Here is a 25,871-nt window from a genome sequence, read left to right as displayed (position 1 = left end):
TCGCCATGCCCAATTTTTCGAGCAAGCGCCGTGTCGATCACAGCGCGTCCGAGATGTTTGATCTGGTCGCCGACGTCGAGCGCTACCCGGAATTCGTGCCGCTGTGCAGCGCGCTGAAGGTCCGTCAGCGCATGGCGAAACCCGACGGCACCGAGGTGCTGGTCGCGGACATGACGGTGTCGTTCAAGCTGGTCAGGGAATCCTTCACCAGCCGCGTGACGCTCGACCGCGCCAATTTGAAGATCCTGGTCGAATATCTGCAAGGTCCCTTCAGCAATCTGGAAAACCGTTGGACGTTTGAGCCCAAAGGTGAGGGCGTGTGCGACGTCGGTTTCTTTCTCGCGTACGAGTTCAAGAGCCGCATGCTGGCGCTCCTGATGGGCTCGATGTTCGACGCGGCGTTCGCGCGATTTTCCATCGCGTTCGAGAAGCGGGCGGATGCGATCTACGGAAGGCGGAAGCTGGCGTCGTCGTAGTGGACGGGCACGCTCTCTCCTCCGTCATTGCGAGGAGCCCTTGCGACGAAGCAATCCAGAATCCCTCCGCGGAGAGACTCTGGATTGCTTCGCTGCGCTCGCAATGACGATGGGGAGGCAGGCGTGCCAAAATTTCAATCCACCGCCTTCACGATATCCGGCGGCTGCGAGGCATAGTACGCTGCGGCATGCTCGATCTCCTGCGGCGTCATCGCACGCGCGATGTTGCGCATCTGCTGACTGATGTCGTTACGGCGCTCACCGGTGGCGAAGGCCTGCAGTTGTGCCTTCATGTAGGCCTCGGACTGGCCTTCGAGCCACGGGCTGCCGGTTTTGTTGTCGAGGCTGCCATGGCAGGCGCCGCAGGGCGCGATGCCGCGCATCGGTGCGCCGTAGATCACGATGTTTGGCTTGGGCAATTGCGGCGTCGGGTGATAGGCCGGCAGCCGCGGCAGGTAAGCGTAATAGTTCGAGAGATCTGCGATCTCCTGGTCCGTCAAATTGACGGCGAACGGCGACATCACGGCATTGGTGCGCGCGCCCGTGCGGAAATCGTGCAGCTCCTTGTAGATCACGGCAGCATATTGACCCGCAAGATTGGGCGAGTCCGCGCGGCTGACACCCGTCGGGCCATGACAGATCGCGCAGCGCTGCGCCAACGTGGCACCGCGGCCGATCGCCTCCTGGCTCGGGCGCGACAGCGTGTTCGACGTCAGCACGACTCCCGACAGGCGCTTGATCTGCTCCGGCGCAGTCACGCTTGCCGCGCGTTGCGGCACACCGGCCGCGCTGCAGATCGCGTCCCAGACATTGGCGAACTGAACCCAGGGCTGTGCGAAAGGCAGCACGATAAAGCCCGCAATCGCCGTCACGACGAAGAACGCGGCCGTGATGCCGACACTCGTCTTGAAATGACGATTGGTGAGGGTGAAGAGCTCGCGCGCACTCATCACTGCGCTCCCACATAGACGGCGGGCACCGACGTGCCCTCGCTCAGCGCCAGATTCAGGATCGGATAGCCGTAATTGGTGAGGGTCAGCGCGATCATCAGCGCCACCCACAGCGCGTGGGTGTTGAGCGCGACCGGGACCGTTGTGGGCTGGTGCACGGCCAGCGCAAAGCGATAGGGGCCGGCGTCGACCAGCGGCGCACGCATGCCGCGGGCCAGGATAACGATGAACATGATGCCCGACGCCAGCAGGATGAAGCCGCCGATTGCCGAGAGGGTGACCGAGAGTGCCTGCGGAGCGATCGCGGGATCGCCGAAGTCGAAATAGGCCATGCGGCGCGGCATCCCGAGAATGCCGACCCAATGCCAGGGAAAGGTCGTGACGATCATGCCGATGAACCACAGCCAGAGCTGGGTGCGGATCAGGCGGAGATCGATCAGCTCGCGCCCGGTCAGATGCGGCCACAGATCATATGCGATTGCAAAATACATGATCACGATGGCGCCGCCGAAAATCAGGTGGAAATGGCCGGTGATCCACTGCGTGTTGTGGATCGACGCATCGAGCTGATAGCTCATGTTGATGAGGCCGCCGGCGCCGCCGAAGCCGAGCATGACGAAGGAAAAGGCGAGGGCCAGCATCATCGGGTTGTCCCAGGGCAGGGCCCTGATCCAGCCGAACATGCCGCGGCCGCCGCGCAGGCGCGCCGCGATCTCGACGGAGGCGCAGATCGTGAACACGGTCAGCAGCGTAGGCAGCGCGACCAGCGCGGTGAAGGCCGAATGAATGAACTTGAAGCCGGCGCCGACCTGCGGATCGGCAAAGGTGTGGTGCATGCCGATAGGCATGGCGACCACCAGGAACAGGATGAAGGAGATCCGCGCCATGCTGTCGGAATAGATGCGGCCGCCGATCGCGCGCGGGACGATGGTGTAATAGGCGATGTAGGTCGGCATCAGCCAGAAATAGACGATGGCGTGCAGCGTCCAGGAGAAGAACACGCGCGCAAGGCCGGCGTCGATGGTGGCCTTCAGCCCAGCCGCGACCGGAATGATCTGCAGCAGCAGCTCGAGCGCTGCCCCGACCGCGGTCCAAGCCCACAGATACGAGCCCGCGACATTGGCGAACATCGCCAGCGGCACCGGCGCGCCGGGATGGGCCCTGCGCCAGACGCGCAGATTGACCGACATCAGCGCGACCCAGATCCAGGAGCCGACCACGACCAGCACGACGCCGAGATAGTAGAAGACGTTGCCGATCAGCGGCGGATAGAAGGTGTAGAGCACCGAGGCGCGGCCGAGCCCGACCGGGACCATTGCCATGATCGCGCCGACCACAATCAGCCAGAATCCCGCCCAGGCCCAGCGCACACCGACCAGCCGCTGCTGCAGCGCAGACTCGCTGATGGCGTAGCCGAAGCCCATCGCGACCAGGGTCGGGAAGACGTAGCCCATCACCGTGCCGTGCGCGGTCAGCGAACGGTAATAGAGCTCGGGATTGGACAGCCAGGTGCCGATCGGGCTGCGGATGAACATTTGCCAGGCGCCGAGCGTGAGCGCGATGCCGAACACGGCGAAGGCCAGCCAGAAATGGGCGAGGATGAGCTTTCTATTGACCAACACAGCTCAGCCTCCCGCCACCCTTCGCGCGGTTCGCGAAGTCCGTCTTGTCGATCACCTTGACCTTGCCCCACATGCCCTCGTGGCCGAAGGAGCAAAACTCCTGGCAGGGCATCAGATAGTCGCCGCTCTTCGTGAAGCGCATGAGCTGCTCGGAGATGTAGCCCGGCACCAGCATGGTGTTGACGTTGGTGCCCTGGATCAGGATGCCGTGGACGACGTCGGCGCTGGTGGCGCGCAGCGTGATCGGCGTGTCCACGGGCACCACGATGCAGGCCGGCGTGAAGGAATATTGCTGCCCGATCGCGCGCACCGTCACATTGCCATTGGCCTCGAGCACGCTGCCGAGATTGCTTTCGACGAACTCGCCGGTCAGATGCAGCCGCGAGGGATCGGTGGTCTCGACGCGCGGTTGCGGCATGGTCGCGCGATGGATGCCGGCGAATGCCGCCAGCAACGCCATCATCACGACGATGATCACCGCGATGGTAGCCCAGCGCCGCTCGACGCGGGCTGCGACCTCGGCGCTGTCGCTGCCGTTGCTGTGGGCTCCCTCGACGCTCATTGCAGCGAGCCGCGCGGCAGGAACACGAACAGATAGAAGGCGAACCACATCGCGACCACGCAGGCCGTGGCGATGCCGGCGACCACGATCGCGCCCGACGGGCCCTGCGCCACGACCTCTTCGATCGCCTGGTCGGCGGCGGCTGGGCTGGTCGGCGGATCGGAGTTGAACATGGGGGCCCTCAGTTCAGCGGTGCAGAGCGCAGCTCGTTGGCCTCGCGCGCCGAGACCGGCGTGCCGCGATTGCCCCAGGCGGTGCGGATGTAGGAGACGACGGCGGCGACCTCGTTGTCGGAGAGGAGGCCGGCGAAGGGCGGCATGCCGTAGGGCATCGGGTTGCCCTTGGTGCCAGGCGGATAGCCGCCATTGAGCACCATGCGGATCGGGTTGACCGCTGACTGCATCTCGATCGATTGGTTGTTCGCAAGTGGCGGCCAGTGCGGCGGCTTGCCCTCGCCCTGGGTGCCATGACAGCTCGCGCAATTCTTGTCGTAGACAGTCTTGCCGAGGCTGATCAGAAGGCTGCTCTCGCTGGTCGGCAGCGCCGAGCTCGCGGCCGGCGGAGGCGAGGGCTCCGCGATACCCTTGAGGTAGACCGCCATCGCCCTGGTGTCTTCGTCCTTGAGATATTGCAGGCTGTTGTGCACGACCTCGGCCATCGGGCCGTAAACCACGCCGCGCGTGGAGACGCCGGTCTGCAGCAAATCCGTGATGTCCTTGATGCTCCAATCGCCGAGCCCGGCCTCACGGTTTGACGTCAGCGAGGGCGCGTACCAGTTCTGCATCGGGATCAGGCCGCCTTTGAAGGCGTCCGATTGCGAGGTGCCGCCGAGCGCGTTGATCGGCGAATGGCACATGCCGCAATGGCCGAGGCCCTCGACCAGATAGGCGCCGCGATTCCATTCCGCCGATTTTTTCGGATCGGGCTTGAACTCGCCCTCGCTGAAGAACAGCGTGCGCCAGCCGAGGATGAGCTGGCGGTTGTCGTAAGGGAAACGCAATTCGTGCGGCTTGTTCTTCTGGTTCACCGGCGCAACCGAGCGCAGATAGGCGAAGATCGCATTGCTGTCGGCGCGCGTGACCTTGGTGTAGGACGCAAACGGCATCGCCGGGTAGATCAGCCCGCCATCGGGAAAGCGGCCGCTGTGCATGGTCTTGTAGAAATCGTCGGCACTCCACTTGCCGATGCCCGTCTCGGGATCGGGCGTGATGTTGGAGGTGTACAGCGTGCCGAACGGGGTCGGCATGGCACGGCCGCCGGCAAACAGACGTCCTTCCGGTGCGGTGTGGCAGGCGGTGCAGTCGCCGGCCCGGGCCAGATATTCGCCGCGTGCGATGATGTCGCCTGTCTTGTCCTTGTCCTGCGCTACTGCTGCCGTGGTGAACGCGGCGAGGGCGAGCAACTTGATGGACAGGAGCTTGATCGACAATTTGAAGCCCATCATCCGCCTCGTCAGTTGGGCTGGCTACCGCAGCCGAATGGCAGCGCGTAGGTGCCTTTCGGCACGGGGGCTGGGTTCGCGGGGGCAGGCCGCGTCGCAAGCCAGGCTGCGACGGCGGTGACGTCAGCCTCGGTCAGATGCCCGGCCACGAGCTGCATGCAATCAGGCGATTTCGCGGTGCGGGTGCCATAACGCCAGCCGCCGAGCTGGGCGCTGATGTAGTTGGCGCGCAGGCCCAGCAGGCCGGGGATGCCCGGCTGCATGCCCGTCAGTCCCGGGCCATGACAGCTCACGCAAGCCGGAATGTTGCGGCCGGCATCGCCGCTGGTGGCGAGCAGCTCACCGTGCGCCAGGACGTCCTTGCTCACTTCGCTGGGCGCGGGCTGTGGCAGGGGCGGGTGCTCGCTGGCAAAATATTCCGCCATCGCCTCTAGATATGGATCGGGCAGGAACTCCAGCAGATAATTCATCGGCGGGTATTTGCGCCGGCCGCTGCGGAAGGCGAGGAGCTGGTTGTAGAGATAGCCAGCCGGCTTGCCAGCAAGACGCGGAAAATAGACGTCGCTGGTGCCTTCGCCCTTGTTGCCATGACACGGCGTGCAGGCCTCCACCCGCGCCGCCATCGTATCCGGGGGCTGGTTGGCGGGTTGCGCGGCCGCACCATCAAAGGCGCTCAGGATGGCAATGGCGATTGCCGGAGCAGTGAAGCGAGCGAACACGCCGTCGCCCTCCAGAAAACAGGACGGGTTGATTCCCGGCCGCAACGTAGAGCATCATTATTGCGCCAATAATTTTCCCACGCCAAGTTCTGACAGATGCCACGACGTTTGGTCGCGGTTTGATGTCTGCGATCCCGATCGGATTCGACAAAGTTTGCGTGCTTTTTGAAAACTGGACATAACGCTGCGGCCTCGCGACAGTTCCTGCCCGAGTCTGCGTGTGCGTATCGCCCTCCTCGTCAGAGGGCGCAGGGAAGGCCGGGTGCCGGCTGGCACCCACGGTCCACTGTGCGAAGGTTGCACTACAAGAGGCTGCACAGCGGCATACAGGTGAAGCCCAACACACGGCCTTCCCTGCGCAGTGGTTTGACGGCTTATGCCGAGCTCTCCCCGGGGAGCGATGCACTATTGCCCCCGTCGCCTTGCGGATGGCTGATGCGCCTGCCCGGTCGGGCAGCCCACATCACCACAAGACTTGACGCACAGACCCCGGGCGTCAGGACGACACGGTTTTGCCGTACGCTGTCAACACCGGTCGTGTGCGCGACGCCATCGCTCACGGTTTCCCGCCCTGCGAAGCCCTTCGCGCCGATGCTGCCCGCGTCCACCGCAGCTCACCCCACGTTTCGTGACGATCGCGATACGCCCCTCTGACCGGGGTGAGGTGGCGACAAGATGCGATTAATCAGAATTTCTGTAAAGGCGAATATTTTCGCGCGAGCGGATTGACCTGTCGTTTGGGTGTTTTGCCCGTCGGGCGACGCAAGGTCTTGTAGCCCGGATGGAGCGCAGCGTAATCCGGGGCCTTGTATCCGCGGAACGAATCCCGGATTGCGCTTCGCTCCATCCGGGCTACGGCACTCGCGGCGGCGTGATGAGGGCTTGGTGATCCTGCGCGGGATATCGTAGAAGCGATCCGAACAGGAGAGTCTAAACAGGAGACTTGGGCGTGATGGTGGGCAACACGAACGTTCGGGCTGGCCAGTGCCATTGCGGCACCGTCCGTTTCGAGGCCACGCTCAGCGACGGCTTCAATTCGATCCGCCGCTGCACCTGCTCCTACTGCCGCATGCGCGGCGCCGTCGTCGTCATGGCGGAGATGGGCGGCATCAAGTTCCTCCAGGGCGAGGATGTGCTCACAAGCTACCGCTTCCATACCGGATCAGCGCAGCACTTCTTCTGCTCCCGCTGCGGAATCTACACGCACCATCAGCGACGATCCGACCAATCTCTCTATGCCGTCAACGTCGCCTGCCTGGACGGGGTGAGCCCATTCGATTTCACCGAGGTGCCGGTCATGGATGGCATCAATCACACCAACGACACTGGTCAGCCGACGCGGCGGGCCGGCACGCTCCGCTTCATTCCGGCTGACTGAGGGCGGGGTTGCATGGCTCAGCCGCGCGGCGACCGCGGAGTCCTGCGCTTCACGGCGTGCCGGCGCGGCGAGCGTGTCACGCGGGGGCGCAGGCGGGTTACGGCGGCTTCACGGCGCGGCTTGGCCTGGACTGGGCCGCGGGCGAGATCCATCAGCATGCGCAGCGCCTCGACCACAGAGCGCTGACGCACGGCGGTGCGGCCGATGGCGCCAAAGCGATGCTCGCGGTGAACGATACGTCCGTCGCGCGCGGCGGCAGCGAAGTGGACGAGGCCCACCGGCTTGCCCGGCGTGGCGCCGCCGGGGCCGGCAATGCCGGTGATGGCGACCGCAAGATCGACGCCGGCACGCTCCAGCGCGCCGATCGCCATCGCGGTCGCGGTCTCCTTGCTCACGGCGCCGAAGTTGGTGAGCGTGCTTGCCTCGACCCCTAACATCGCGCGCTTGGCGTCGTTGGAATAGGTGACGAAGCCGCGATCGATGACGTCGGACGAACCGGGGATGTCGGTCAGCGCGCCGGCAACCAGGCCGCCGGTGCAGGATTCGGCGGTCGCGATCGTGAGCTTGCGCATCCGGCACAAATCGAGCAGCGAGCGGGAGAGTGCGCGTGCGTCGCTGCCGGCCATGGCCTAGACACTCCAGGGCAGGCGGATGGTGGCGCTCGCGGTGGCCGCGATGCCTTCCTCGCGGCCGGTGAACCCGAGCCGCTCGCTGGTGGTCGCCTTGACCGCAACGCGGGAGATGTCGACGCCGGAAATCTCGGCGATGCGCGCGCGCATGGTGTCGCGCAAGGGACCGATCTTCGGCCGCTCGCAGATCATGGTGACCTCGAGATTGGCGATGCGGCCGCCGCGCTGGGTGACGCGCTCGATGGCGTATTGCAAAAACTGGTCGGAGGAGGCGCCCTTCCACTTCGCGTCGCTCGGCGGAAAGTGCGATCCGATGTCGCCGTCGGCGAGCGCGCCGAGGATGGCGTCGACCAGCGCATGCAGGCCGACATCGCCGTCGGAATGGGCCAGGAAGCCCTTGGTGTGCGGCACGCGCACGCCGCAGATCATGAGATGGTCGCCTTCGCCGAAGGCGTGCACGTCGTAGCCGGTGCCGGTCCTGATGTCGCCGAGCAGGCTGGCCAGCCGCGCTTCCTCGCGCACGAAATCCTCGGGAGTGGTGAGCTTCATATTGGCAACATCGCCTTCAAAGGTTGCAACCGTCAATCCCGCCCATTCGGCAATCGCGGCATCGTCGGTGAAATCGCTGCGTCCGTCCTTGGCCGCGCGACGATGCGCCTCGAGGATGACGTCGAAACGAAAGGATTGCGGCGTCTGCGCAATTCGCAACCGCGCCCGATCCGGCGTGTCCTCGACATTGCCGTTCTCGCCGGTGACCTTGATGGTGTCGGTGACGGGAACAACGGGGATCGCGGCGCCGGTGCGGCTGGCCGCATCGATCGCGCGGGTGATCACGCCTTCGGAAACGAAGGGGCGCGCGGCGTCGTGGATCAGGATGATGTCGGGCTTGTGCCTGGCGAGCGCTTCGAGACCGGCGAGCACCGAGGCCTGTCGGGTCGCGCCGCCACTGACCGGCGCCTCGTGGCTGAGCCCTGCGACCGCTGCCGTGAACATGGCGCTGTCGTCGGGGTTCACGACCGGCTGAACCGCGAACACGTCCGCATGACGGCTGAAGGCCTCCATGGCGCGATAGATCACCGGCACGCCGCCGATCTCGCGATATTGCTTGGGACCACCGGCGCCTGCGCGCAGGCCGCGTCCGGCCGCGACGAGGACGACTGCGGTGCGCTGTGATTTCGCCATAGGACTCAAATACTCATTTGATGATGAAGAGAGTCGGGGGGTGGGTGATTGCCGCATGCCTCTAGCACGGCAGGCCCGCAAAAAAAGGGGGTTTCCCCGGATTGTGGGAAACAGCATTTTGCTGCACTGCACTTGAAAGATTGGCAGAACTGTCTAAACTGTAGGCATGACGCTTGACTGCACAAGAATTGTGCGCAAGATAGGTCATGGCAGGCGCGATGAGGCGCTGCCAACGTAACGAGACCCCTGTGACCGGCTCGGCAGTATCAGGCTTTAAGCCATTGAAGATAGGCGATATTGACGTCGCCACCCCGGTCTTCCTGGCGCCGATGTCGGGGGTGACTGACTCACCCGTCCGCCGGCTGGCCGCGGAGTTGGGCGCCGGTCTCGTCGTGTCCGAAATGACGGCCAGCGACGAACTCGCCACCGGCCATCGGATGTCCCGGTTGCGCTGCGAAGCCACGGGGATCGGTCCGCACGTGGTCCAGCTCGCCGGTTGCGAGACGCATTGGATGGCGGAGGGCGCCCGGATCGCCGAAGCTGAAGGCGCCGACATCATCGACATCAACATGGGCTGTCCGGCCCGTCACGTCACCGGCGGCCAGTCCGGTTCCGCCTTGATGCGCGACCTCGACCACGCCGTCAGCTTGATCGAAGCGACGATCGCGGCGGTGAAGGTGCCGGTGACGCTGAAGATGCGGCTCGGCTGGGACGATCGTACACGCAACGCGCCGGAACTGGCGCGGCGCGCGCAGGCATCAGGCATCAAACTCGTCACCGTGCACGGCCGCACCCGCTGCCAGTTCTACAAGGGCGAGGCCGATTGGGATGCGATCCGCGCCGTGCGCGAGGCCATCACCATTCCGCTCGTCGTCAATGGCGACATCACGACTTACGAGAAGGCGCTCGCGGCGTTAGAGGCCTCCGGCGCCGATGCCGTGATGATCGGCCGCGGCGCGCAGGGCCAGCCCTGGCTGCCCGGTGAGATCGGCCGCCGCCTGAAGGGCGGGGCGGCGGAAGCCACGCCGTCGCTCGAGACGCAGCTGCATTATGTTCGCACGCTTTATGAAGGCGTCTGCGCGCTCTACGGCCTGCGCGTCGGACTGCGGCACGCGCGAAAACATCTGGGCTGGGCCCTCGACGTCGCCGCCGATGTGAGCCGTGCGCCGGCCGAGAAGCTGAAATCCTGGCGCCAGAAAATCCTCACCTCGGAGGATCCGCGCCTTGTCCACCGGTCACTGCAAGATGCCTTCGACGACTTCGCATGGAGCGCCGCTGCATGAGCTCAGTTGCTGAACATCGTCGGCCGTTTCCGTCCGACAGCGATGCCATCCTGGACGCACTGCCCAATCCCATGCTCATGATCGGGCCGGACGGCAAGATCGTTGCCGCCAACATCGCAACCGAAGCCTTCTTCGATATCTCGACGCAGTTCTTGAAGCGGCAGTCGCTGAAAGAGCTGGTGCCGTTCGGCAGCCCGTTGCTGGCGCTGATCGACCAGGTGCGTTCGTCGAACGCACCGGTCAACGAGTACAAGGTCGATCTGGGCACGCCACGCATGGGCGGAGACCGCCAGGTCGATCTGCACGTTGCCCCCGTCACGGAACGGCCCGGCCATATCGTGGTGATGCTGCAAGAGCGCTCCATCGCCGACAAGATGGACCGCCAGCTCACCCATCGCAGCGCCGCGCGCTCGGTGATCGCGCTCGCCGCGATGCTGGCGCATGAGATCAAGAACCCGCTCTCCGGCATCCGCGGCGCGGCGCAGCTCCTGGAGCAGCAGGCCTCCTCGGAAGACCGCATGCTGACGCGGCTGATCTGCGACGAGGCCGACCGCATCGTGACGCTGGTCGACCGCATGGAGGTGTTCGGCGACGAACGCCCCGTGGTGCGCGGCCCCGTCAACATCCATTCGGTGCTCGATCACGTCAAACGGCTGGCGCAGTCCGGCTTTGCCCGCAACATCCGCTTCGTCGAGGACTACGATCCCTCGCTGCCGCCGGTGCTGGCGAACCAGGACCAGCTCATCCAGGTGTTCCTCAACCTCGTGAAGAACGCCGCCGAAGCGCTGATCGACGTTCCCGACGGCGAAATCCAGCTCACCACCGCGTTCCGCCCCGGCGTGCGCCTGTCAGTCCCCGGTCAAAAATCCCGTGTATCCCTGCCGCTCGAATTCTGCGTGAAGGACAACGGGCCAGGCGTGCCGGACGATCTTCTACCCAACCTGTTCGACCCCTTCGTCACCACCAAGCAGACCGGCTCGGGTCTGGGCCTCGCATTGGTCGCAAAGATCATCGGGGATCACGGGGGCATCATCGAATGCGAATCTCAGCCGCGGAAGACCACCTTCCGCGTGCTGATGCCGATGTATTCCACATCGGTGAAACATGCCGATCAAAGCAGTCGCGACGGCTCTGCCGGGAAGTCGTCGTCTGCGTCACAGGGGGCAAAATGAGGATTAACGATGCCCGCAGGTAGCATTCTCGTTGCTGATGACGACACCGCCATCCGCACGGTTCTCAACCAGGCACTATCCCGCGCCGGCTACGAAGTGCGGCTGACCGGCAATGCCGCGACGCTGTGGCGATGGGTCAGCCAGGGGGAGGGCGATCTCGTCATCACCGACGTGGTGATGCCCGACGAGAACGCGTTCGACCTGTTGCCGCGGATCAAGAAGATGCGGCCGAATTTGCCCGTCATCGTCATGAGCGCGCAAAACACCTTCATGACGGCAATCCGCGCCTCCGAGCGCGGCGCCTATGAATATCTGCCGAAGCCCTTCGACCTGAAGGAGCTGATCGCCATCGTCGGCCGCGCGCTGGCCGAGCCGAAGGAGCGGGTCTCGACGCCTAACGAGGACGCCGAGATGGAGGCGATCCCGCTGGTCGGCCGCTCGCCGGCGATGCAGGAAATCTATCGCGTGCTGGCGCGCCTGATGCAGACCGACCTCACCGTGATGATCACGGGCGAGTCCGGTACCGGCAAGGAGCTGGTGGCGCGCGCGTTGCACGACTACGGGAAGCGCCGCAACGGCCCGTTCGTCGCGGTCAACATGGCGGCGATCCCGCGCGACCTGATCGAATCCGAACTGTTCGGCCATGAGCGCGGCGCGTTCACCGGCGCCAACACCCGCGCTTCCGGCCGGTTCGAGCAGGCCGAGGGCGGCACGCTGTTCCTGGACGAGATCGGCGACATGCCGATGGAGGCGCAGACCCGCCTGCTGCGCGTGCTTCAGCAGGGCGAATACACCACGGTCGGCGGCCGCACCCCGATCAAGACCGACGTGCGCATCGTCGCGGCCTCCAACAAGGATCTGCGCGTCCTGATCCAGCAGGGCCTGTTCCGCGAAGATCTGTTCTTCCGCCTCAACGTGGTGCCGCTACGGCTGCCGCCCTTGCGCGAGCGCATCGAGGATCTGCCCGATCTGATCCGTCATTTCTTCGCGCTCGCCGAGAAGGACGGATTGCCGCCGAAAAAGCTCGACACGCTGGCGCTGGAGCGGATGAAGCAGCACCGCTGGCCGGGCAACGTGCGCGAGCTCGAGAACCTCGCCCGCCGCCTCGCGGCGCTCTATCCGCAGGACGTGATCACGGGCTCCGTCATCGACGGCGAGCTGGCGCCACCCACGGTCAGCCCGGGTGCCGCAGTCCAGCATGGCGTCGACAATCTCGGCGGCGCCGTGGAAGCGTATCTCTCCTCGCACTTCCAGGGCTTCCCGAACGGCGTGCCGCCGCCGGGCCTCTATCACCGCATCCTGAAGGAGATCGAGGTGCCGCTGCTCACGGCCGCGCTCGCCGCCACCCGCGGAAACCAGATCCGTGCGGCCGATCTGCTCGGCCTCAACCGCAACACGCTGCGGAAGAAGATCCGGGATCTCGATATCCAGGTGTATCGGAGCGGAGGCTAGCTCCCAACAACGGACGGTGGCTCAGCTCCCCCTACCAAGCGGAGCTGAGCCTGTCCGGATCGCGCTGGCCGTTGTGGCTGACGCGGTGAGCAGAAGTCCCGATGGGACCGAAATGTTCCGCAGGAACATTCAAATGGTGATTTCAGCGGCGGGACGCGGCCTCACACCTATCTGACAAATCGGCCTGCTACCTGTATCGCGCTGGCGACGTTCGCATTGGGCTCCTGGACCCCGACACCATTGACCAGCAGGTCCGCTGCCACGATCAGCAGCAGCACGGCCGACACCATCATTGCGAGAAAGAACCTGTGCATGGTGGTCAAGCCGCCGGGGCCGAAATCCGTTCCCGTCCTCCGGCATATCGCTGTGGATGCGCGGGTCGGTCGCGGCGGGGGCGCCGCGGAATTGTCGCAATTCGGCAACAATGTGGTACGAATACATCAGTATCCGCCCGCTGCGGACCCCGTTTTCAGCACCCATTGCCGGAATGACCAGCGCAGACACCTCGGCCGCATCCTTTGACACGGCCCCAGCAGAAGAGCCCCGGCGTTGGTCGGCGCGACGCTGGCTGGCGCCGTTCGCCGTGGCCCTGGCCCTGCTGTCGGCCTTGCTCACCTTCCTGGTCCTGACCGGCCTCACCAGCATCGAACTGACGCCGCAAGTTGTCCGTTCGTTCTATCTGAGCAACGCAGCCACCATCCTGCTGCTGGTCGGCATCATCATCCGCGAGCTCTGGCAGTTGATCCTGGCGCGCCGGCGGGGCAGGGCGGCGGCGCGCCTCCATGTCCAGATCGTCAGCCTGTTCTCGATCGTGGCGGTGCTGCCGGCGGTGCTGGTCGCCGTCGTCGCCAACGTCACCATCGAGCGCGGCCTCGACCGCCTGTTCTCCGGCCCGACCAAGGAGGTGATCCAGAATTCGCTGACGATCGCGCGGGCCTACATGCAGGACCACGCGCAGCTGATCCGGGGCGACATTCTCGGCATGGCCAACGACATAGCCCACGCGCGGCCGCTCTACGACCAGGATCGCCGCTCTTTTCGCGAATTGCTGACGTCCAGCGCCGCCTCCCGCAACCTGCCGGGCGCGATGATCATCGACAAGAACACCAACATTCTCGAATCCGCCGACACCGGCATGCGGCTGGCCTATTCGCCGCCGGCGCCGGACTTCCTCAGCAACGTCAACGAATCCGAGCCCGAGATCGCGGTGCTGCCCGATGCGAGCTTCGTCGCCGCGGTGGTCCGCTTGCGCGCCTTCAGCGACACCTTCCTGTATGTCGCACGGCCGCTCGATCCCAACGTGGTCCAGCAGCTCAAGCAGACCGAGGTCAGCGTCGCCGAATATGCCCAGATCGAGTCGCGCCGGCTCGGCATCCAGGTCGCGTTCGCGCTGATGTTCGCGGTGATCGCGCTGACCATCCTGATGGCCTCGGTGCTGATCGGCCTCAACTTCGCCAACTCGCTGGTCTCGCCGATCCGGCGGCTGATGAATGCGGCCCAGACGGTCTCGACCGGCGATCTCCATGTGAAAGTGCCGGTGCACCAGTCGGAAGGCGACCTCGCCCAGCTGGGTGAGACCTTCAACAAGATGACGGAGGAGTTGCGCAGCCAGCGTGACGAGCTCGTCAACGCCAGCGATCTCATCGACAGCCGCCGTCGCTTCATCGAGGCGGTGCTGTCGTCGGCGAGCGCCGGCATCATCGGCGTGGATAATTCAGGCAGCGTCGGGATTCTCAACCGTTCCGCCGAAAAGCTGATCGGGCACTCCGAAGCCGAGACGCTCGGCCATCCGCTCTCCGACGTGCTGCCCGAGCTCGAAGAGATGATGAAGACGGCGCGGGAAGGGACCCAGCGCCTGGTGCAGGGGCAGATCACGATCACGCGGGACGGGCAGGAACGCAATCTGTCGGTCCGCGTCAGCGCCGAGAAGACCAGCCAGCCGCACGACAGCTACATCATCACGCTCGACGACATCACCGAACTGGTCTCGGCGCAACGCACCTCGGCCTGGGGCGACGTCGCGCGCCGCATCGCGCATGAGATCAAGAACCCGCTGACCCCGATCCAGCTCTCCGCCGAGCGTATTCGCCGCAAATTCGGCAAGGACATTACCGAGGGCAAGGACAAGCAGATCTTCGAACAGTGCACCGACACCATCGTCCGCCAGGTCGACGATATCCGCCGCATGGTCGACGAGTTCTCCCGCTTTGCGCGGATGCCGAAGCCGGTGATGGAAGGTGAGGACGTCGCCGACACAGTGCGGCAGGCGGTGTTCCTGATGAAGGTCGCTCACCCCGAGATCGATATCGAGGCCGAGTTTAGGGAAGACCCGCTGCGCGCCCAGTTCGACCGGCGGCTGATCTCGCAGGCCGTCACCAACATCGTCAAGAACGCCACCGAGGCGATCGAGCAGGTCTCCCTCGAGGAGCTCGGCAAGGGCCGGATCGACGTCGTGGTCTCGCGCGAGGGCGAGGACGTGCTGATCGACGTCGTCGACAACGGCATCGGCCTGCCCAAGGTGGCGCGCTCGCGCCTTCTCGAGCCCTATGTGACGACACGCGCCAAGGGCACCGGCCTTGGGCTCGCGATCGTCGGTCGCGTGCTGGAAGACCATGGCGGGCGCATCGAACTGAAGGATGCCTCGGACTTCCGCGAGGGCCAGCGTGGCGCCTGGATGCGGATGCGTTTTGCGATCTCCGGCGCTCCCGCGAAAAGCGAGGGGGCCGAACCGGCAGCCGCGGCAACGGCCAAGCCGGAAATCGGTGAAACGGCCACGCAATCCGTCAAGGATCCGGAAACAAAACAGGCGGCCGCCGAAACCAAAGAGCCGGCTGAAAAGACCAATGATTCAACGAAGATCGAAGCCTCAACAGGCAGCTGAGAAAACAGGCGCGACCCATGGCAAGTGAAATTCTGATTGTCGATGATGAGGCCGATATTCGGGATCTCGTTGCGGGCATCCTCGAAGACGAGGGCTTCGTGACCCGGACCGCGCGCGACAGCGATACGGCGCTCGCTGAGATCGCCAACCGCAGGCCGCATCTGGTGTTCCTCGACATCTGGCTGCAGGGCTCCAAGCTCGACGGCTTGCAGCTCTTGGAGCAGGTCAAGAAGGACAACCCCGATCTCCCGGTCGTGATGATCTCCGGCCACGGCAACATCGAGACCGCGGTCGCCGCGATCAAGCGTGGCGCCTACGACTTCATCGAGAAGCCGTTCAAGACCGACCGGCTGATCCTGGTCGCGAACCGTGCATTGGAGAACTCGCGGCTCAAGCGCGAGGTCAAGGAGCTGAAGCAGCTCGCGCCGAGCGCAAGCTCGCTGGTCGGCCGCTCGCCCAGCATGAACCAGCTGCGCCAGACCATCGAGCGTGCGGCCAAGGCCAACAGCCGCATCCTGATCGTCGGCCCCGCAGGCGCCGGCAAGGAACTGACCGCCCGCACGTTGCACACAGCCTCGGGCCGCGCCGACGGCCCCTTCGTCGTCATCAACGCCGCTGCGATCACGCCCGAGCGGATGGAGCACGAGCTGTTCGGCATCGAACAATCCAACGGCGAGCACGCGCGCAAGCCCGGCGCGCTCGAAGAGGCCCATGGCGGCACGCTGTTCATCGACGAGATCGCGGACATGCCGCGCGAGACCCAGAACAAGATCTTGCGCGTGCTGGTCGAGCAGTCGTTCCAGCGCGTCGGCGGCAACGGCAAGGTGCAGGTCGACGTGCGCATCATCTCCTCCACCGCGCGCAACCTGGAAGAGGAGATCGCGGCCGGCCATTTCCGCGAGGACCTCTATCATCGGCTCTCGGTGGTGCCGATCCGCGTGCCCGCGCTGTCGGAGCGGCGTGAGGACATTCCGGAATTGATCGACTACTTCATGGAGCAGATCTCGGCGGGCAGCGGCCTGCCCAAGCGGCAGATCGGGCAGGACGCGATGGCGGTGCTGCAGTCGCATGTCTGGCCGGGCAATGTGCGCCAGCTCCGCAACAACGTTGAGAGAGTCATGATTCTGGCCGCGGGCGGGCCGGAGGTCATCATCACTGCCGACATGTTGCCGCAGGACGTTGGCTCCATGGTGCCGGCGATGCCGACCAGCAACAATGGCGAGCACATCATGGGCCTGCCGCTGCGCGAAGCGCGCGAAGTGTTCGAGCGCGACTATTTGATTGCACAGATCAGCCGCTTTTCAGGAAATATTTCTCGCACGGCCGAGTTTGTTGGCATGGAACGGTCGGCGTTGCATCGGAAATTGAAGGCGCTGGGCGTCGGCTAAGGCCGCGACGTCGCGGGGATAGGTGAGGAAAATCATCGATTTCCGTAGTTTTTCGGGGCAATACGGCATGGCCTGCCGCGTGAAGCGGCTTGCCTAATAAGCCCACCTGTCCTCTAATTGAACCGCTGTCCCTCCGAGGGGGATCTCATGAGGGACGGCAACCGGACGAGGACCCCGAATTTTCAAAAGAGGGCCGCAACCGGCGCAATAAAAAGAAACTCAAAGCGAGAAAAAAACAATGGCGGCAGACCGCGCACAAAACCTGCAGGACACCTTCCTAAATCACGTTCGCAAAACCAAAACGCCACTGACGATCTTTCTGGTCAACGGAGTGAAGCTCCAGGGCATCGTGACCTGGTTCGACAATTTCTGTTTGCTGCTTCGGCGCGACGGTCACTCGCAGCTCGTCTACAAGCATGCGATCTCGACCATCATGCCGGGCGCTCCGATCCAGCTGTTCGAAGGCGGCGAGGATCAGCCGGCTTGAGAGTGATCTGATTGGAACCCCGGAATTTCGACGGGGATGCCGACCGTCCGCGGTCGGCAGGGGATAAGCAGACGGGGCGGGTGCTGGTCATCGGTCCCTATTTGCGGGTGCGCGCAGGCGGTGCCGACGCGCAATCGGAAACTCATGTCCTGCGTGACGCGGAGGCCCGGCTCGACGAAGCCGCCGGCCTCGCGCGCGCGATCGATCTCGTCGTTGCCGACGCCATCATCACGCCGATCAGCCAGATCCGTCCCGCGACCTATATCGGCAAGGGTAAGGTCGAAGAGATCGCCGCGCTCGCCAAGAGCCTCGACGTCGAGCTCGTGGTGATGGATTGCGCGCTTGCGCCGATCCAGCAGCGTAATCTCGAGAAGGAGTTGCAGGCCAAGGTGCTCGACCGCACCGGGCTCATCCTGGAAATCTTCGGACGTCGCGCCAAGACCAAGGAAGGCTCGCTCCAGGTCGAGCTCGCGCATCTCAATTATCAACGTTCGCGCCTGGTGCGCTCATGGACCCATCTCGAACGCCAGCGCGGCGGCTTCGGCTTCATGGGCGGTCCCGGCGAAACGCAGATCGAAGCCGACCGCCGCCTGATCCAGGAGCGCATCTCCAAGCTCGAGGGCGAACTGAAGAAAGTGCAGGCCACACGCCGCCTGCATCGCGCTGGCCGCCAGCGCGTGCCGTACCGCGTCGTGGCGCTGGTCGGCTACACCAATGCCGGCAAGTCGACGCTGTTCAACCGCCTGACCCGCGCCGACGTGCAGGCCGCCGACATGCTGTTCGCCACGCTGGACCCGACCCTGCGCGCGCTCACTCTGCCGCATGGCGGCAAGGCGATGCTGTCGGACACCGTCGGCTTCATCTCCAATCTGCCGACGCAGCTTGTCGCCGCCTTCCGCGCCACGCTGGAGGAGGTGCTGGAAGCCGACGTCATCCTGCATGTGCGCGACATCTCGCACGACGACGCCGAAGCGCAGCAGAGCGACGTCGACGCCGTGCTGCGCCAGCTCGGCATCAATCCCGATGACTCAGGCCGCATCATCGAGGTCTGGAACAAGATCGACCGTTATGGTCCCGAACAGCGCGAAGAACTTTTGAACATCGCCGCGCGCCGCCCCGAAGATCATCCGGCGATGCTGGTCTCGGCCGTGTCGGGCGAGGGGGTCGACGCGCTGCTCGCCGCGATCGAGGAGCGCTTGGCCGCCAAGCGCATCACGCTCGACCTCTCCATCGATGCCTCCGACGGCGCCGGCATCAGCTGGCTGCACCGGAATGCCGAAGTGCTGGCGAAAGAGCTGCACGACGGCCGCTTCGCCATGACAGTACGGGTGGATGAGACCAAGCGGGATATCGTGGTGGCCAGGTTCGATGCCGTGCCGCGACTGTCCGCGTAAGCCGCGCTTGTCCCTGCAACTCAGACCCGTAGCCCGGATGGAGCGCAGCGCAATCCGGGGCCGCTAGAGTGGTTTGAAGAACCCGGATTTCGCTGCGCTCCATCCGGGCTACGGCACCTGAGTTAACGGTGGGCTTGCTTGCGTCCTTCCGGTGACGACTGCTCCTCACCCTTCGCCTCGTTCCACAACGCGTCCATCTCCGCGAGCGACGCCTGCTCCAGCGTGCGCCCCTGTGCTTCCAGCGCCCGCTCGATGAACCCAAACCGCCGCTCGAACTTTGCATTGGTCGCACGCAGCGCGGCTTCCGGATCGGCATCGACATGACGGGCGAGGTTGACCAGCGCGAACATCAGGTCGCCGGTCTCTTCCGCCAGGCCCTCGCTGTCGTTGCGATCAAGTGCGGCCTCGATCTCGTCCGCTTCCTCGCGGATTTTTGCCAGCACCGCGCGCGGATCGTTCCAGTCGAAGCCGACAGTGGAGGCCTTGCGCTGCAGCTCCATGGCGCGCGTCAGTGCGGGCTGGCCGGCCTTCACGGCCGACAGCAGCGATTTGTGTAATGGCGCTTCCTGCGGCGGCCGGCGCGCGGCGCGCTCGGCTTTCTCCTCGGCCTTGATGCGATCCCAGACCTCCTTGACGTGGGAGGAGGCGAGATTGCCGTCCTTGTCGGCGAAGACGTGAGGATGGCGCCGGATCATCTTGCGGGTGATGGCCTCGACGACATCCCCAAACGCGAACGCGTTCTGCTCCGACGCCATCTGGGCGTGGAACACCACCTGCAACAGGAGGTCACCGAGCTCCTCGCAGAGATCGTCGAGGTCGCCGCGGCTGACGGCCTCGACCACCTCATAGGCTTCCTCGATCGTATAGGGCGCGATGGTCGCAAAATTCTGCTCGAGGTCCCAGGGGCAGCCGGTCACCGGCGTGCGCAGCGCCGCCATGATCTCGATCAGGCGGGAAATGTCGCGGGAAGGGGTCATTGCGGGGCGGTCTCCTAGCTCCCAAGCCTTATGCCAAAAGCGAGCTCCCGTTCCCAGTGTGGCGCGGCGGAACAGGGTGATTTCCACCGGTTGGCGGGCCAGATTGGCGAGCCGCGTGCGCAGTGCTAAAGCGCGGCCATGAGTGACGCATATTCATCCGAAACCGCGCTGGTGCTGTTTTCCGGCGGCCAGGATTCCACCACCTGCCTCGTCTGGGCGCTGAACCGGTTTGCGCGCGTGGAGACGCTGGGATTCGATTACGGCCAACGCCACGCCATCGAGCTGGCCTGCCGCGACCGGCTGTTCGACGGCATCAAGGGCCTGCGCGTGGATTGGGCTTCCGGGCTGGGCGAGAGCCACACGCTGTCGATCCCGACGCTGGCGGCGGTTTCCGAGACGGCGCTGACGCGCGACGTTGCGATTGCGATGGGCGCCGACGGCCTGCCGAACACGTTCGTGCCCGGCCGCAATTTGGTGTTTTTGACTTTCGCCGCGGCGCTGGCCTACCGGCGCGGCATCAGTCACATCGTCGGCGGCATGTGCGAGACCGACTATTCCGGTTATCCCGATTGCCGCGACGACACCATCCGCGCCATGCAGGCCGCGCTGTCGCTCGGCATGGCCCGCAAGTTCGAGCTGCATACGCCGCTGATGTGGATCGACAAGGCTGCGACCTGGAAGCTCGCCCATGACCTCGGCGGCGACGGGCTGGTCAATCTCATCCGCGAGCAGTCGCACACCTGCTATCTCGGCGAACGCGGCGCGCAGCATGATTGGGGCTACGGCTGCGGCGAGTGCCCGGCGTGCAGCCTACGGGCGAGAGGGTGGCGGGAGTACGTGGCGGGACGGTGACACGCCTCACTCCGCCGTCATTGCGAGGAGCTCTTGCGACGAAGCAATCCAGACTACCTCTGAGGAGGGATTCTGGATTGCTTCGCTACGCTCGCAATGACGGAATATGTCGAGGCAGCTTACCGAAAATCCTCCGCCTTCAGCTCGATCGGTTTGCCGTGCGGGGTACGATCAGCCGCGTGGTCCCAGGCGTCGCGGTAGCGATGCAACGTCTCCGCAGACGCAACGCCCTTGCGCGCGACCAGGCCCTCCAGCGTGGCGAGCCAATGGAGATAGTAGGTCTCGCCCGTATCGGGATCGCCGGCCGCCTGCGCGCGCTTGATCTCGGAGGCCAGGGCTGCCGCCCATTCGGGCCAGGTGAACACGCCACATTCGTGCAGGGTCAGCGCCATCGCGAAGGCGTGCGCCTCCCAGGGTGCGCGAAACACCGGGCCGTCGTCGTCGCGCGGAATGCTCGGGATCGCTGCCGTCGCGGCAGCAGCAGCCGTGCTGCTCATCACGCGGGGTCCAGATAGGGCTCGAACGCGTCGATCGAGACTTTCGAGGTCGGATCGCCGTCCGCGCCCCAGAGATCGCCGCCCTCGAACACGACCGTGTAGAGCCATTGCGGATTCTCGCCGAGCTCCATCGCCGCCGAATCCGGAAACACGTGGCAGCCATGGTTCAGTTCGACCACGCCGACATGACCGCGCACGTAGCGCGGCAGGCGGGTGTGGGTCGCGGGATGAATGTTCTTCGCACGCACGCGGGCGCCGATGTTGAATTTGGCCGGCGCCGGGGCAGGACGGGCGAACTTGCCGCGTACCATGATGCGTTCGACCTGGCCGAGATCGAACTTGCCGTGCTTGAGCGCCTTGGCCGGCTGCATCGCGTGGCCGGCGGCGACTTCCTCCCGGGTGAGATAGCCCTTCTCGATCAGCATCTCCTCGAGCCCAAGAAACCATTTCTTGTAATAGGAGCTTGAGAGATAGACGTGCGGGGGGATCGTCTCGCGATAGAAGCGCGAGGTGTCGATGTTGAAGGCGCCGGCCGCGCCCATCGCGCGCACCATGGCGAGAACACGCGACTCCCATTCCTCGTGGAACACCGGCTCGTTCGATTCGGGCTCGACCTTGCCGAACCCATCCATGCCGCCCATGTCGTGCACGCCGTTCATGATGGCGCTCCGGGCGTCTTGGGGAAACCGGTGCCAATCATGGAATCGCGCGTGACGAGTTCTGCGAGCTGCTCCTCGCTCCAGCCTTCCGTCCCGTCGGGCCGCATCGGCAGCACCAGGAAGCGCGTCTCAGCCGTGGAGTCCCAGACCCGAATTTCCATATCCTTCGGCAGCGCGACGTCGAAATCGGCGAGCACGCCGCGCGGGTCCTTCACCGCGCGGGAGCGATAGGGCGCGGCCTTGTACCAGACCGGTGGCAGCCCCAGCATTTCCCAGGGGTAGCAGGAGCACAGCGTGCACACGACCATGTTGTGGCGCTGCGGCGTGTTCTCGACCACGACGAGGTGGTCGCCGACGCGGCTGACATGGCCGAGCGTGCCGATCGCCTTCGAGCCGTCCTCCAGCAGTGCCGTCTTGAAAGCCGGATCGCTCCAGGCCTTGGCGACGACGCGCGCGCCGTTATGGGGACCGATCCGGGTCTCATAGGCCTGGATGATGGCGTCGAGCGCGGCCGGCTCGACATAGCCTTTTTCGGTCAGGATCGTCTCGAGCGCGCGCACGCGCAGCTCGGTCTCCGACAGCTCGGAATGGTCGTGATCGTGGTGATGATGATGGTCGCTCATGGGGCGAAGATAGTCCCAGAATCCGGGCGTTGTCGAGGCGAAGACTCTGCTAACATCGCACCATGGGTTGGGCTGCAAGAACCGGAATAACCGCCGCAATCGCGGCCCTTGGCGCATTCGCGGGGCAGGATGCGCGCGCGGCGAATGGCGCCTATGCGGTCGATGCCGCCGACATTTCCGACGTCGGCTCCTGCAAGGTGGAAAGCTGGCTGTCGACGGCTTCCAACACGGATTTTTCGGCGGTCGCCAATCCCTCCTGTGTCGTCGATCCCCTCAGGCCGATCGAGCTGAGCCTGCAGACCATCGGGGCCCGGAGCGATGGCGACTGGAGCACGACGCTAGCTCCAAAAGCCAAGACGAATTTCGTCCCGACCGGAATAGGCCGATGGGGATTGTCGGCCTATGGCGGCGGATCATTCGACGCGTCGACCGGCGATGCCCTGTCCGCCTTTGTCGTCATCCCCGCGACCTTCCGCCTGTCGGAGACCACACGCATCAACGTCAACGGCGGCTGGCTCTGGGATCGCACGGTGGCTCGCCATTACCTGACCTACGGCGTCGGCTTCGATTGGAAATTCACCGACACCCTGCAATGGACGATCGAGGCGTTCGGTCAGGCCGGCGCCTCCGAGATCACAAGCGTCGTGCAGCCGCGTTTCCAGACCGGTGTCCGCTATCGTCCGAACGAGATATTCTCCCTTGATGTGATCTACGGCCGCAACATCACCGGCGAAAATGCCGACTGGATCACCATCGGGACCACGGTCCGGTTTCCGGTCCATGGAAGCGAACCCGAACATCGACGTACCGGGCATCTGTGAGCACCAAGAAGACCAAGACCAGGGGAGATTGCGTTGCCTGACTATGTGAAGATCGAGAAGGGCCTCGGGCCGGAGGGGCGGATTGGGGTGGTGCGGTTCGACCGCGGCGACGGCATCAACGCGCTGTCGCCGGAGGCGCTGCGCCAGCTCACCGCGGCCGCGCGCAGTTTCGAGGATGACGCCGCAACCTCTGTCGTGGTGCTGACAGGCAGCGCGGACACGTTCAGCGCCGGCTTCGACCTCAAGGATGCCGAAGGCCGCTCGCGCAAGGACATGGACCTCGGCACGCTGCGGCGGCATCTCAAGCTCGGACCGCGCCTGACCCACGCCTGGCAGGAGATGGAGCAGATCACGATCGCCGCCATCGAGGGCTTTTGCATCGGCGGCGGCGTAGCGCTGGCTGTCGCGCTCGACTTCCGTATCATGGGACGCGATGCCCATCTACGCGTGCCCGAGATCGGGCTCGGCATGAATATGAGCTGGCAGAGCATTCCGCGCATGCTGCACCTGATCGGCCCGGCTCGCACCAAGCAGGCGGTGATCCTGGCCGATCAGCGCATCAGCGCGGATGAGGCCTTTGAGTGGGGCCTGGTCGAACAGGTGGTCGATCCTGGCCATGCGTTCGATGCCGCGATGGAGCTTGCGCGCAAGGTGGCAGCGCAGCCGCCACTCTCCGTTGCCATGACGAAACTCACGGTCAACCGGCTGGCGCATGCGCTGGATGATCTCGCCAGCCATATGGACGTCGACCAGTTCGCCCTGGCAAGCCTCAGCGACGACCACAAGGAGGGCGTCGAGGCGTTCCTGACGCGACGCAAACCGAAGTTCAGAGGGCGGTAGAAGCCGGCTCGGGACATTGATTGCGCCGCGGACAAAACGTATACGCCGCGCTGGGACAAAAGCGGCTCGGTCAACGGCCGGTAGAACACGACGGCAATCGAGGGGGAGGGCCCATGACCACTAGCTCGCAGGCGCCTGAGGCGAAAGGGTTTCGCTGGAAGCTGATCGCGCCGCTCGCGGTGTGGCTGGTGATCTATCTGTGGCCGGTGCCGGCAGGGCTCAACGTCAATCAGTGGCACTATTTTGCCGTCTTCGCGGCCGTCATCACCGGGCTCATCCTGGAATCGATGCCGGTCGGCGCGGTCGGCCTGATCGGGCTGACGGTTGCCGGTGTCGGCGGTTATATCGATCCCGACCCGACCAAGTCGCTGCGCTGGATGCTGGCGGGCTTTGCCGAGAGCACGGTGTGGCTGATCGTCGGCGCCTTCGTGTTCTCGATCGGTTATCGCAAGAGCCAGCTGGGCCGCCGCATCGCGCTCGTGCTGGTGCAAAAGCTCGGCCGCAACACGCTCGGCCTCGGCTATGCGGTGGCGATGTCGGACTTCTTGCTGGCGCCGGCGACACCGTCCAACACCGCGCGCAGCGGAGGCATCGTCTATCCCATCATCAGCAACATCCCGCGCATCTACGGCTCCGAGCCTGGACCGACCGCCGGCAAAATCGGCACCTACGTGATGTGGACCGCGTTCGCGTCTACCGCCGTCACCAGCTCATTGTTTTTCACCGCGCTCGCGCCCAATGCGGCGGCGCTGGCTATCGCCAAGAAGACCGTCGGAATCGACGTCAGCTGGGCACAGTGGTTCTTGGGCTTTGCGCCGCTCGGCCTTCTCCTGATGGTGCTGGTCCCACTGCTCAGCTACGCGGTCTGCCGCCCCGAGGTGAAGAGCAGCCCGGAAATTTCCGAATGGGCATCGAAGGAGCTCGCGGAGATGGGCTCGATGTCGCGCAACGAGTGGATCATGCTGGCGCTGATCCTGCTCGCGATGTTCCTGTGGATCGCGGGCTCAAGCCCGGACATCCGCGTGCCGCTTCTGGGCTCGAATTTCGTCAACGCCACCACCGTCGTGTTCATCGTGATCTCGCTGATGCTGGTGACGGGCGTGATCGAGTTTGCCGACATCGTCGCGGAAAAGAGCGCCTGGGAGGTGTTCTTCTATTTCACCTCGCTGTTGACGCTGGCCTCGGGCCTCAACGAGATCGGCTTCATCAAATGGTTCGCGACCGAATATGCAAAGCCGCTCGCCGGGCTCTCGCCGTCGACCGCGATGCTTCTGCTGGTCGCGCTGTTCTTCTGGATCCACTATTTCTTCTCGAGCATCACCTCGCATGCCGCCGCCGTGCTGCCCGTGGTGCTCGCGGTCGGATCCGGCATCCCCGACCTGCCGGTCACGACGCTCGCCATGCTCTGCATGTATTCGCTCGGCCTGATGGGGGTGATCTCGCCTTACGCGACGGGGCCGGCGCCGATGTATTTCGGCAGCGGCTATATCGGCAAGGGTCAGTTCTGGGGTTTTGGGCTGATGTTCGGGGTGCTCTATTTCGCGGGGCTCCTGCTGATCGTATGGCCCTGGTTGCGGGTCACCTGA

Annotated in this window: 26 protein-coding genes; 13 read left to right on the top strand and 13 right to left on the bottom strand. The window is 64.8% G+C overall.

Going from position 1 to position 25,871, the window contains the following annotated elements:
• The first annotated feature begins 5 nt into the window (after positions 1 to 5).
• Positions 6 to 476: a type II toxin-antitoxin system RatA family toxin gene (locus AC0L3P_RS15185; protein ID WP_473302502.1), complete on the top strand. Its 471-nt coding sequence runs from the start codon at positions 6 to 8 to the stop codon at positions 474 to 476.
• A 134-nt stretch (positions 477 to 610) separates the two neighbouring features.
• On the opposite strand, the gene AC0L3P_RS15180 is transcribed toward AC0L3P_RS15185, so the two are convergent.
• Genes AC0L3P_RS15180 through AC0L3P_RS15155 form a run of 6 tightly spaced genes read right to left on the bottom strand, consistent with a single transcriptional unit; the run spans position 611 to position 5,770 of the window.
• Positions 611 to 1,426: a c-type cytochrome gene (locus AC0L3P_RS15180; protein WP_473302499.1), complete on the bottom strand. Its 816-nt coding sequence runs from the start codon at positions 1,424 to 1,426 to the stop codon at positions 611 to 613.
• Positions 1,426 to 3,048 (bottom strand): b(o/a)3-type cytochrome-c oxidase subunit 1, encoded by a 1,623-nt coding sequence (locus AC0L3P_RS15175; RefSeq protein WP_473302497.1) that lies wholly within the window; start codon positions 3,046 to 3,048, stop codon positions 1,426 to 1,428. The genes AC0L3P_RS15180 and AC0L3P_RS15175 overlap by 1 nt, the downstream gene beginning before the upstream one ends.
• The gene (locus tag AC0L3P_RS15170) at positions 3,035 to 3,610 is read right to left on the bottom strand and encodes a cytochrome C oxidase subunit II (protein WP_473302495.1); all 576 of its coding nucleotides are present in this window, start codon (positions 3,608 to 3,610) and stop codon (positions 3,035 to 3,037) included. The genes AC0L3P_RS15175 and AC0L3P_RS15170 overlap by 14 nt, the downstream gene beginning before the upstream one ends.
• On the bottom strand, positions 3,607 to 3,783 hold the full coding sequence (locus AC0L3P_RS15165; RefSeq protein ID WP_275172584.1) for a hypothetical protein: 177 nt from the start codon (positions 3,781 to 3,783) through the stop codon (positions 3,607 to 3,609). Before AC0L3P_RS15165 ends, AC0L3P_RS15170 begins: the two co-directional genes overlap by 4 nt.
• 8 nt (positions 3,784 to 3,791) lie before the next feature.
• Complete coding sequence (locus tag AC0L3P_RS15160) at positions 3,792 to 5,051, bottom strand: c-type cytochrome (protein ID WP_473302493.1); 1,260 nt, start codon at positions 5,049 to 5,051, stop codon at positions 3,792 to 3,794.
• An 11-nt stretch (positions 5,052 to 5,062) separates the two neighbouring features.
• The gene (locus tag AC0L3P_RS15155) at positions 5,063 to 5,770 is read right to left on the bottom strand and encodes a c-type cytochrome (protein WP_354210320.1); all 708 of its coding nucleotides are present in this window, start codon (positions 5,768 to 5,770) and stop codon (positions 5,063 to 5,065) included.
• Positions 5,771 to 6,722: 952 nt separating this feature from the next.
• Between AC0L3P_RS15155 and AC0L3P_RS15150 the strand changes: the two genes are divergently transcribed.
• Positions 6,723 to 7,148 (top strand): GFA family protein, encoded by a 426-nt coding sequence (locus tag AC0L3P_RS15150; RefSeq protein WP_473302674.1) that lies wholly within the window; start codon positions 6,723 to 6,725, stop codon positions 7,146 to 7,148.
• Between the two features lie 17 nt (positions 7,149 to 7,165).
• Here AC0L3P_RS15150 and AC0L3P_RS15145 read toward each other — a convergent pair whose 3' ends face one another.
• Both AC0L3P_RS15145 and AC0L3P_RS15140 read right to left on the bottom strand, forming a co-directional pair.
• Complete coding sequence (locus AC0L3P_RS15145) at positions 7,166 to 7,774, bottom strand: CinA family protein (protein WP_473302490.1); 609 nt, start codon at positions 7,772 to 7,774, stop codon at positions 7,166 to 7,168.
• 3 nt (positions 7,775 to 7,777) lie between these two features.
• Positions 7,778 to 8,959: a bifunctional 2-C-methyl-D-erythritol 4-phosphate cytidylyltransferase/2-C-methyl-D-erythritol 2,4-cyclodiphosphate synthase gene (locus AC0L3P_RS15140; RefSeq protein WP_473302488.1), complete on the bottom strand. Its 1,182-nt coding sequence runs from the start codon at positions 8,957 to 8,959 to the stop codon at positions 7,778 to 7,780.
• A gap of 281 nt (positions 8,960 to 9,240) precedes the next feature.
• Between AC0L3P_RS15140 and dusB the strand changes: the two genes are divergently transcribed.
• The 3 genes from dusB to ntrC are packed head-to-tail and all read left to right on the top strand — an operon-like array spanning position 9,241 to position 12,866.
• Positions 9,241 to 10,242 (top strand): tRNA dihydrouridine synthase DusB, encoded by a 1,002-nt coding sequence (gene dusB / locus AC0L3P_RS15135; protein ID WP_354059550.1) that lies wholly within the window; start codon positions 9,241 to 9,243, stop codon positions 10,240 to 10,242.
• Positions 10,239 to 11,414: a two-component system sensor histidine kinase NtrB gene (locus tag AC0L3P_RS15130; protein WP_354059548.1), complete on the top strand. Its 1,176-nt coding sequence runs from the start codon at positions 10,239 to 10,241 to the stop codon at positions 11,412 to 11,414. The genes dusB and AC0L3P_RS15130 overlap by 4 nt, the downstream gene beginning before the upstream one ends.
• A 9-nt stretch (positions 11,415 to 11,423) precedes the next feature.
• Positions 11,424 to 12,866 (top strand): nitrogen regulation protein NR(I), encoded by a 1,443-nt coding sequence (gene ntrC, locus AC0L3P_RS15125; protein WP_007610301.1) that lies wholly within the window; start codon positions 11,424 to 11,426, stop codon positions 12,864 to 12,866.
• Between the two features lie 167 nt (positions 12,867 to 13,033).
• Here ntrC and AC0L3P_RS15120 read toward each other — a convergent pair whose 3' ends face one another.
• Positions 13,034 to 13,180 (bottom strand): hypothetical protein, encoded by a 147-nt coding sequence (locus tag AC0L3P_RS15120; RefSeq protein ID WP_247286081.1) that lies wholly within the window; start codon positions 13,178 to 13,180, stop codon positions 13,034 to 13,036.
• Between the two features lie 173 nt (positions 13,181 to 13,353).
• Here AC0L3P_RS15120 and AC0L3P_RS15115 point away from each other — a divergent pair, with 173 nt between their 5' ends.
• From AC0L3P_RS15115 to hflX, 4 genes are all read left to right on the top strand, one after another.
• Positions 13,354 to 15,747 (top strand): sensor histidine kinase, encoded by a 2,394-nt coding sequence (locus AC0L3P_RS15115; RefSeq protein ID WP_473302485.1) that lies wholly within the window; start codon positions 13,354 to 13,356, stop codon positions 15,745 to 15,747.
• 17 nt (positions 15,748 to 15,764) lie between these two features.
• Positions 15,765 to 17,135 carry a nitrogen assimilation response regulator NtrX gene (gene ntrX / locus AC0L3P_RS15110; RefSeq protein ID WP_007591127.1) on the top strand — a complete coding sequence of 457 codons (1,371 nt, stop codon included), beginning with the start codon at positions 15,765 to 15,767 and terminating at the stop codon, positions 17,133 to 17,135.
• A gap of 238 nt (positions 17,136 to 17,373) precedes the next feature.
• Positions 17,374 to 17,622: an RNA chaperone Hfq gene (gene hfq / locus AC0L3P_RS15105; protein WP_007591126.1), complete on the top strand. Its 249-nt coding sequence runs from the start codon at positions 17,374 to 17,376 to the stop codon at positions 17,620 to 17,622.
• An 11-nt stretch (positions 17,623 to 17,633) separates the two neighbouring features.
• Positions 17,634 to 19,016 (top strand): GTPase HflX, encoded by a 1,383-nt coding sequence (hflX, locus tag AC0L3P_RS15100; protein WP_473302483.1) that lies wholly within the window; start codon positions 17,634 to 17,636, stop codon positions 19,014 to 19,016.
• Positions 19,017 to 19,138: 122 nt separating this feature from the next.
• Here hflX and mazG read toward each other — a convergent pair whose 3' ends face one another.
• Positions 19,139 to 19,993: a nucleoside triphosphate pyrophosphohydrolase gene (gene mazG / locus AC0L3P_RS15095; RefSeq protein WP_473302481.1), complete on the bottom strand. Its 855-nt coding sequence runs from the start codon at positions 19,991 to 19,993 to the stop codon at positions 19,139 to 19,141.
• A 138-nt stretch (positions 19,994 to 20,131) separates the two neighbouring features.
• Between mazG and queC the strand changes: the two genes are divergently transcribed.
• Positions 20,132 to 20,845: a 7-cyano-7-deazaguanine synthase QueC gene (gene queC, locus AC0L3P_RS15090; RefSeq protein WP_473302478.1), complete on the top strand. Its 714-nt coding sequence runs from the start codon at positions 20,132 to 20,134 to the stop codon at positions 20,843 to 20,845.
• A gap of 119 nt (positions 20,846 to 20,964) precedes the next feature.
• On the opposite strand, the gene AC0L3P_RS15085 is transcribed toward queC, so the two are convergent.
• Genes AC0L3P_RS15085 through nthA form a run of 3 tightly spaced genes read right to left on the bottom strand, consistent with a single transcriptional unit; the run spans position 20,965 to position 22,624 of the window.
• Positions 20,965 to 21,342, bottom strand: coding sequence for a nitrile hydratase accessory protein (locus AC0L3P_RS15085; RefSeq protein WP_473302476.1), 378 nt, complete (start codon positions 21,340 to 21,342; stop codon positions 20,965 to 20,967).
• A complete protein-coding gene (gene nthB, locus AC0L3P_RS15080; RefSeq protein WP_473302474.1) occupies positions 21,342 to 22,001 on the bottom strand; it encodes a nitrile hydratase subunit beta in 660 nt (219 codons plus the stop codon). The genes AC0L3P_RS15085 and nthB overlap by 1 nt, the downstream gene beginning before the upstream one ends.
• On the bottom strand, positions 21,998 to 22,624 hold the full coding sequence (gene nthA / locus AC0L3P_RS15075; protein ID WP_473302472.1) for a nitrile hydratase subunit alpha: 627 nt from the start codon (positions 22,622 to 22,624) through the stop codon (positions 21,998 to 22,000). Before nthA ends, nthB begins: the two co-directional genes overlap by 4 nt.
• 62 nt (positions 22,625 to 22,686) lie before the next feature.
• Between nthA and AC0L3P_RS15070 the strand changes: the two genes are divergently transcribed.
• From AC0L3P_RS15070 to AC0L3P_RS15060, 3 genes are all read left to right on the top strand, one after another.
• A complete protein-coding gene (locus AC0L3P_RS15070; protein WP_275172569.1) occupies positions 22,687 to 23,445 on the top strand; it encodes a hypothetical protein in 759 nt (252 codons plus the stop codon).
• 33 nt (positions 23,446 to 23,478) lie between these two features.
• A complete protein-coding gene (locus AC0L3P_RS15065; RefSeq protein WP_473302469.1) occupies positions 23,479 to 24,285 on the top strand; it encodes an enoyl-CoA hydratase/isomerase family protein in 807 nt (268 codons plus the stop codon).
• A gap of 113 nt (positions 24,286 to 24,398) precedes the next feature.
• Entirely contained in the window at positions 24,399 to 25,871 is a 1,473-nt protein-coding gene (locus tag AC0L3P_RS15060) for a DASS family sodium-coupled anion symporter (protein WP_473302467.1), read from the top strand.

The sequence above is a fragment of the Bradyrhizobium sp. WSM4874 genome (genome assembly GCF_055811835.1).
The sequence above is the reverse complement of the archived record's forward strand: the minus strand, read 5'-3'. Positions and strand labels throughout refer to the sequence as shown.

Coding starts and splice junctions, on each gene's coding strand:
- AC0L3P_RS15060 (WP_473302467.1), top strand. CDS start 24,399: ATGACCACTAGCTCGCAGGCGCCTGAGGCGAAAGGGTTTCGCTGGAAG.
- AC0L3P_RS15185 (WP_473302502.1), top strand. CDS start 6: ATGCCCAATTTTTCGAGCAAGCGCCGTGTCGATCACAGCGCGTCCGAG.
- AC0L3P_RS15165 (WP_275172584.1), bottom strand. CDS start 3,783: ATGTTCAACTCCGATCCGCCGACCAGCCCAGCCGCCGCCGACCAGGCG.
- hfq (WP_007591126.1), top strand. CDS start 17,374: ATGGCGGCAGACCGCGCACAAAACCTGCAGGACACCTTCCTAAATCAC.
- nthB (WP_473302474.1), bottom strand. CDS start 22,001: ATGAACGGCGTGCACGACATGGGCGGCATGGATGGGTTCGGCAAGGTC.
- ntrX (WP_007591127.1), top strand. CDS start 15,765: ATGGCAAGTGAAATTCTGATTGTCGATGATGAGGCCGATATTCGGGAT.
- queC (WP_473302478.1), top strand. CDS start 20,132: ATGAGTGACGCATATTCATCCGAAACCGCGCTGGTGCTGTTTTCCGGC.
- ntrC (WP_007610301.1), top strand. CDS start 11,424: ATGCCCGCAGGTAGCATTCTCGTTGCTGATGACGACACCGCCATCCGC.
- AC0L3P_RS15115 (WP_473302485.1), top strand. CDS start 13,354: ATGACCAGCGCAGACACCTCGGCCGCATCCTTTGACACGGCCCCAGCA.
- AC0L3P_RS15180 (WP_473302499.1), bottom strand. CDS start 1,426: ATGAGTGCGCGCGAGCTCTTCACCCTCACCAATCGTCATTTCAAGACG.
- AC0L3P_RS15160 (WP_473302493.1), bottom strand. CDS start 5,051: ATGGGCTTCAAATTGTCGATCAAGCTCCTGTCCATCAAGTTGCTCGCC.
- AC0L3P_RS15150 (WP_473302674.1), top strand. CDS start 6,723: ATGGTGGGCAACACGAACGTTCGGGCTGGCCAGTGCCATTGCGGCACC.
- AC0L3P_RS15145 (WP_473302490.1), bottom strand. CDS start 7,774: ATGGCCGGCAGCGACGCACGCGCACTCTCCCGCTCGCTGCTCGATTTG.
- nthA (WP_473302472.1), bottom strand. CDS start 22,624: ATGAGCGACCATCATCATCACCACGATCACGACCATTCCGAGCTGTCG.
- AC0L3P_RS15085 (WP_473302476.1), bottom strand. CDS start 21,342: ATGAGCAGCACGGCTGCTGCTGCCGCGACGGCAGCGATCCCGAGCATT.
- AC0L3P_RS15120 (WP_247286081.1), bottom strand. CDS start 13,180: ATGCACAGGTTCTTTCTCGCAATGATGGTGTCGGCCGTGCTGCTGCTG.
- AC0L3P_RS15170 (WP_473302495.1), bottom strand. CDS start 3,610: ATGAGCGTCGAGGGAGCCCACAGCAACGGCAGCGACAGCGCCGAGGTC.
- mazG (WP_473302481.1), bottom strand. CDS start 19,993: ATGACCCCTTCCCGCGACATTTCCCGCCTGATCGAGATCATGGCGGCG.
- AC0L3P_RS15140 (WP_473302488.1), bottom strand. CDS start 8,959: ATGGCGAAATCACAGCGCACCGCAGTCGTCCTCGTCGCGGCCGGACGC.
- AC0L3P_RS15070 (WP_275172569.1), top strand. CDS start 22,687: ATGGGTTGGGCTGCAAGAACCGGAATAACCGCCGCAATCGCGGCCCTT.
- AC0L3P_RS15130 (WP_354059548.1), top strand. CDS start 10,239: ATGAGCTCAGTTGCTGAACATCGTCGGCCGTTTCCGTCCGACAGCGAT.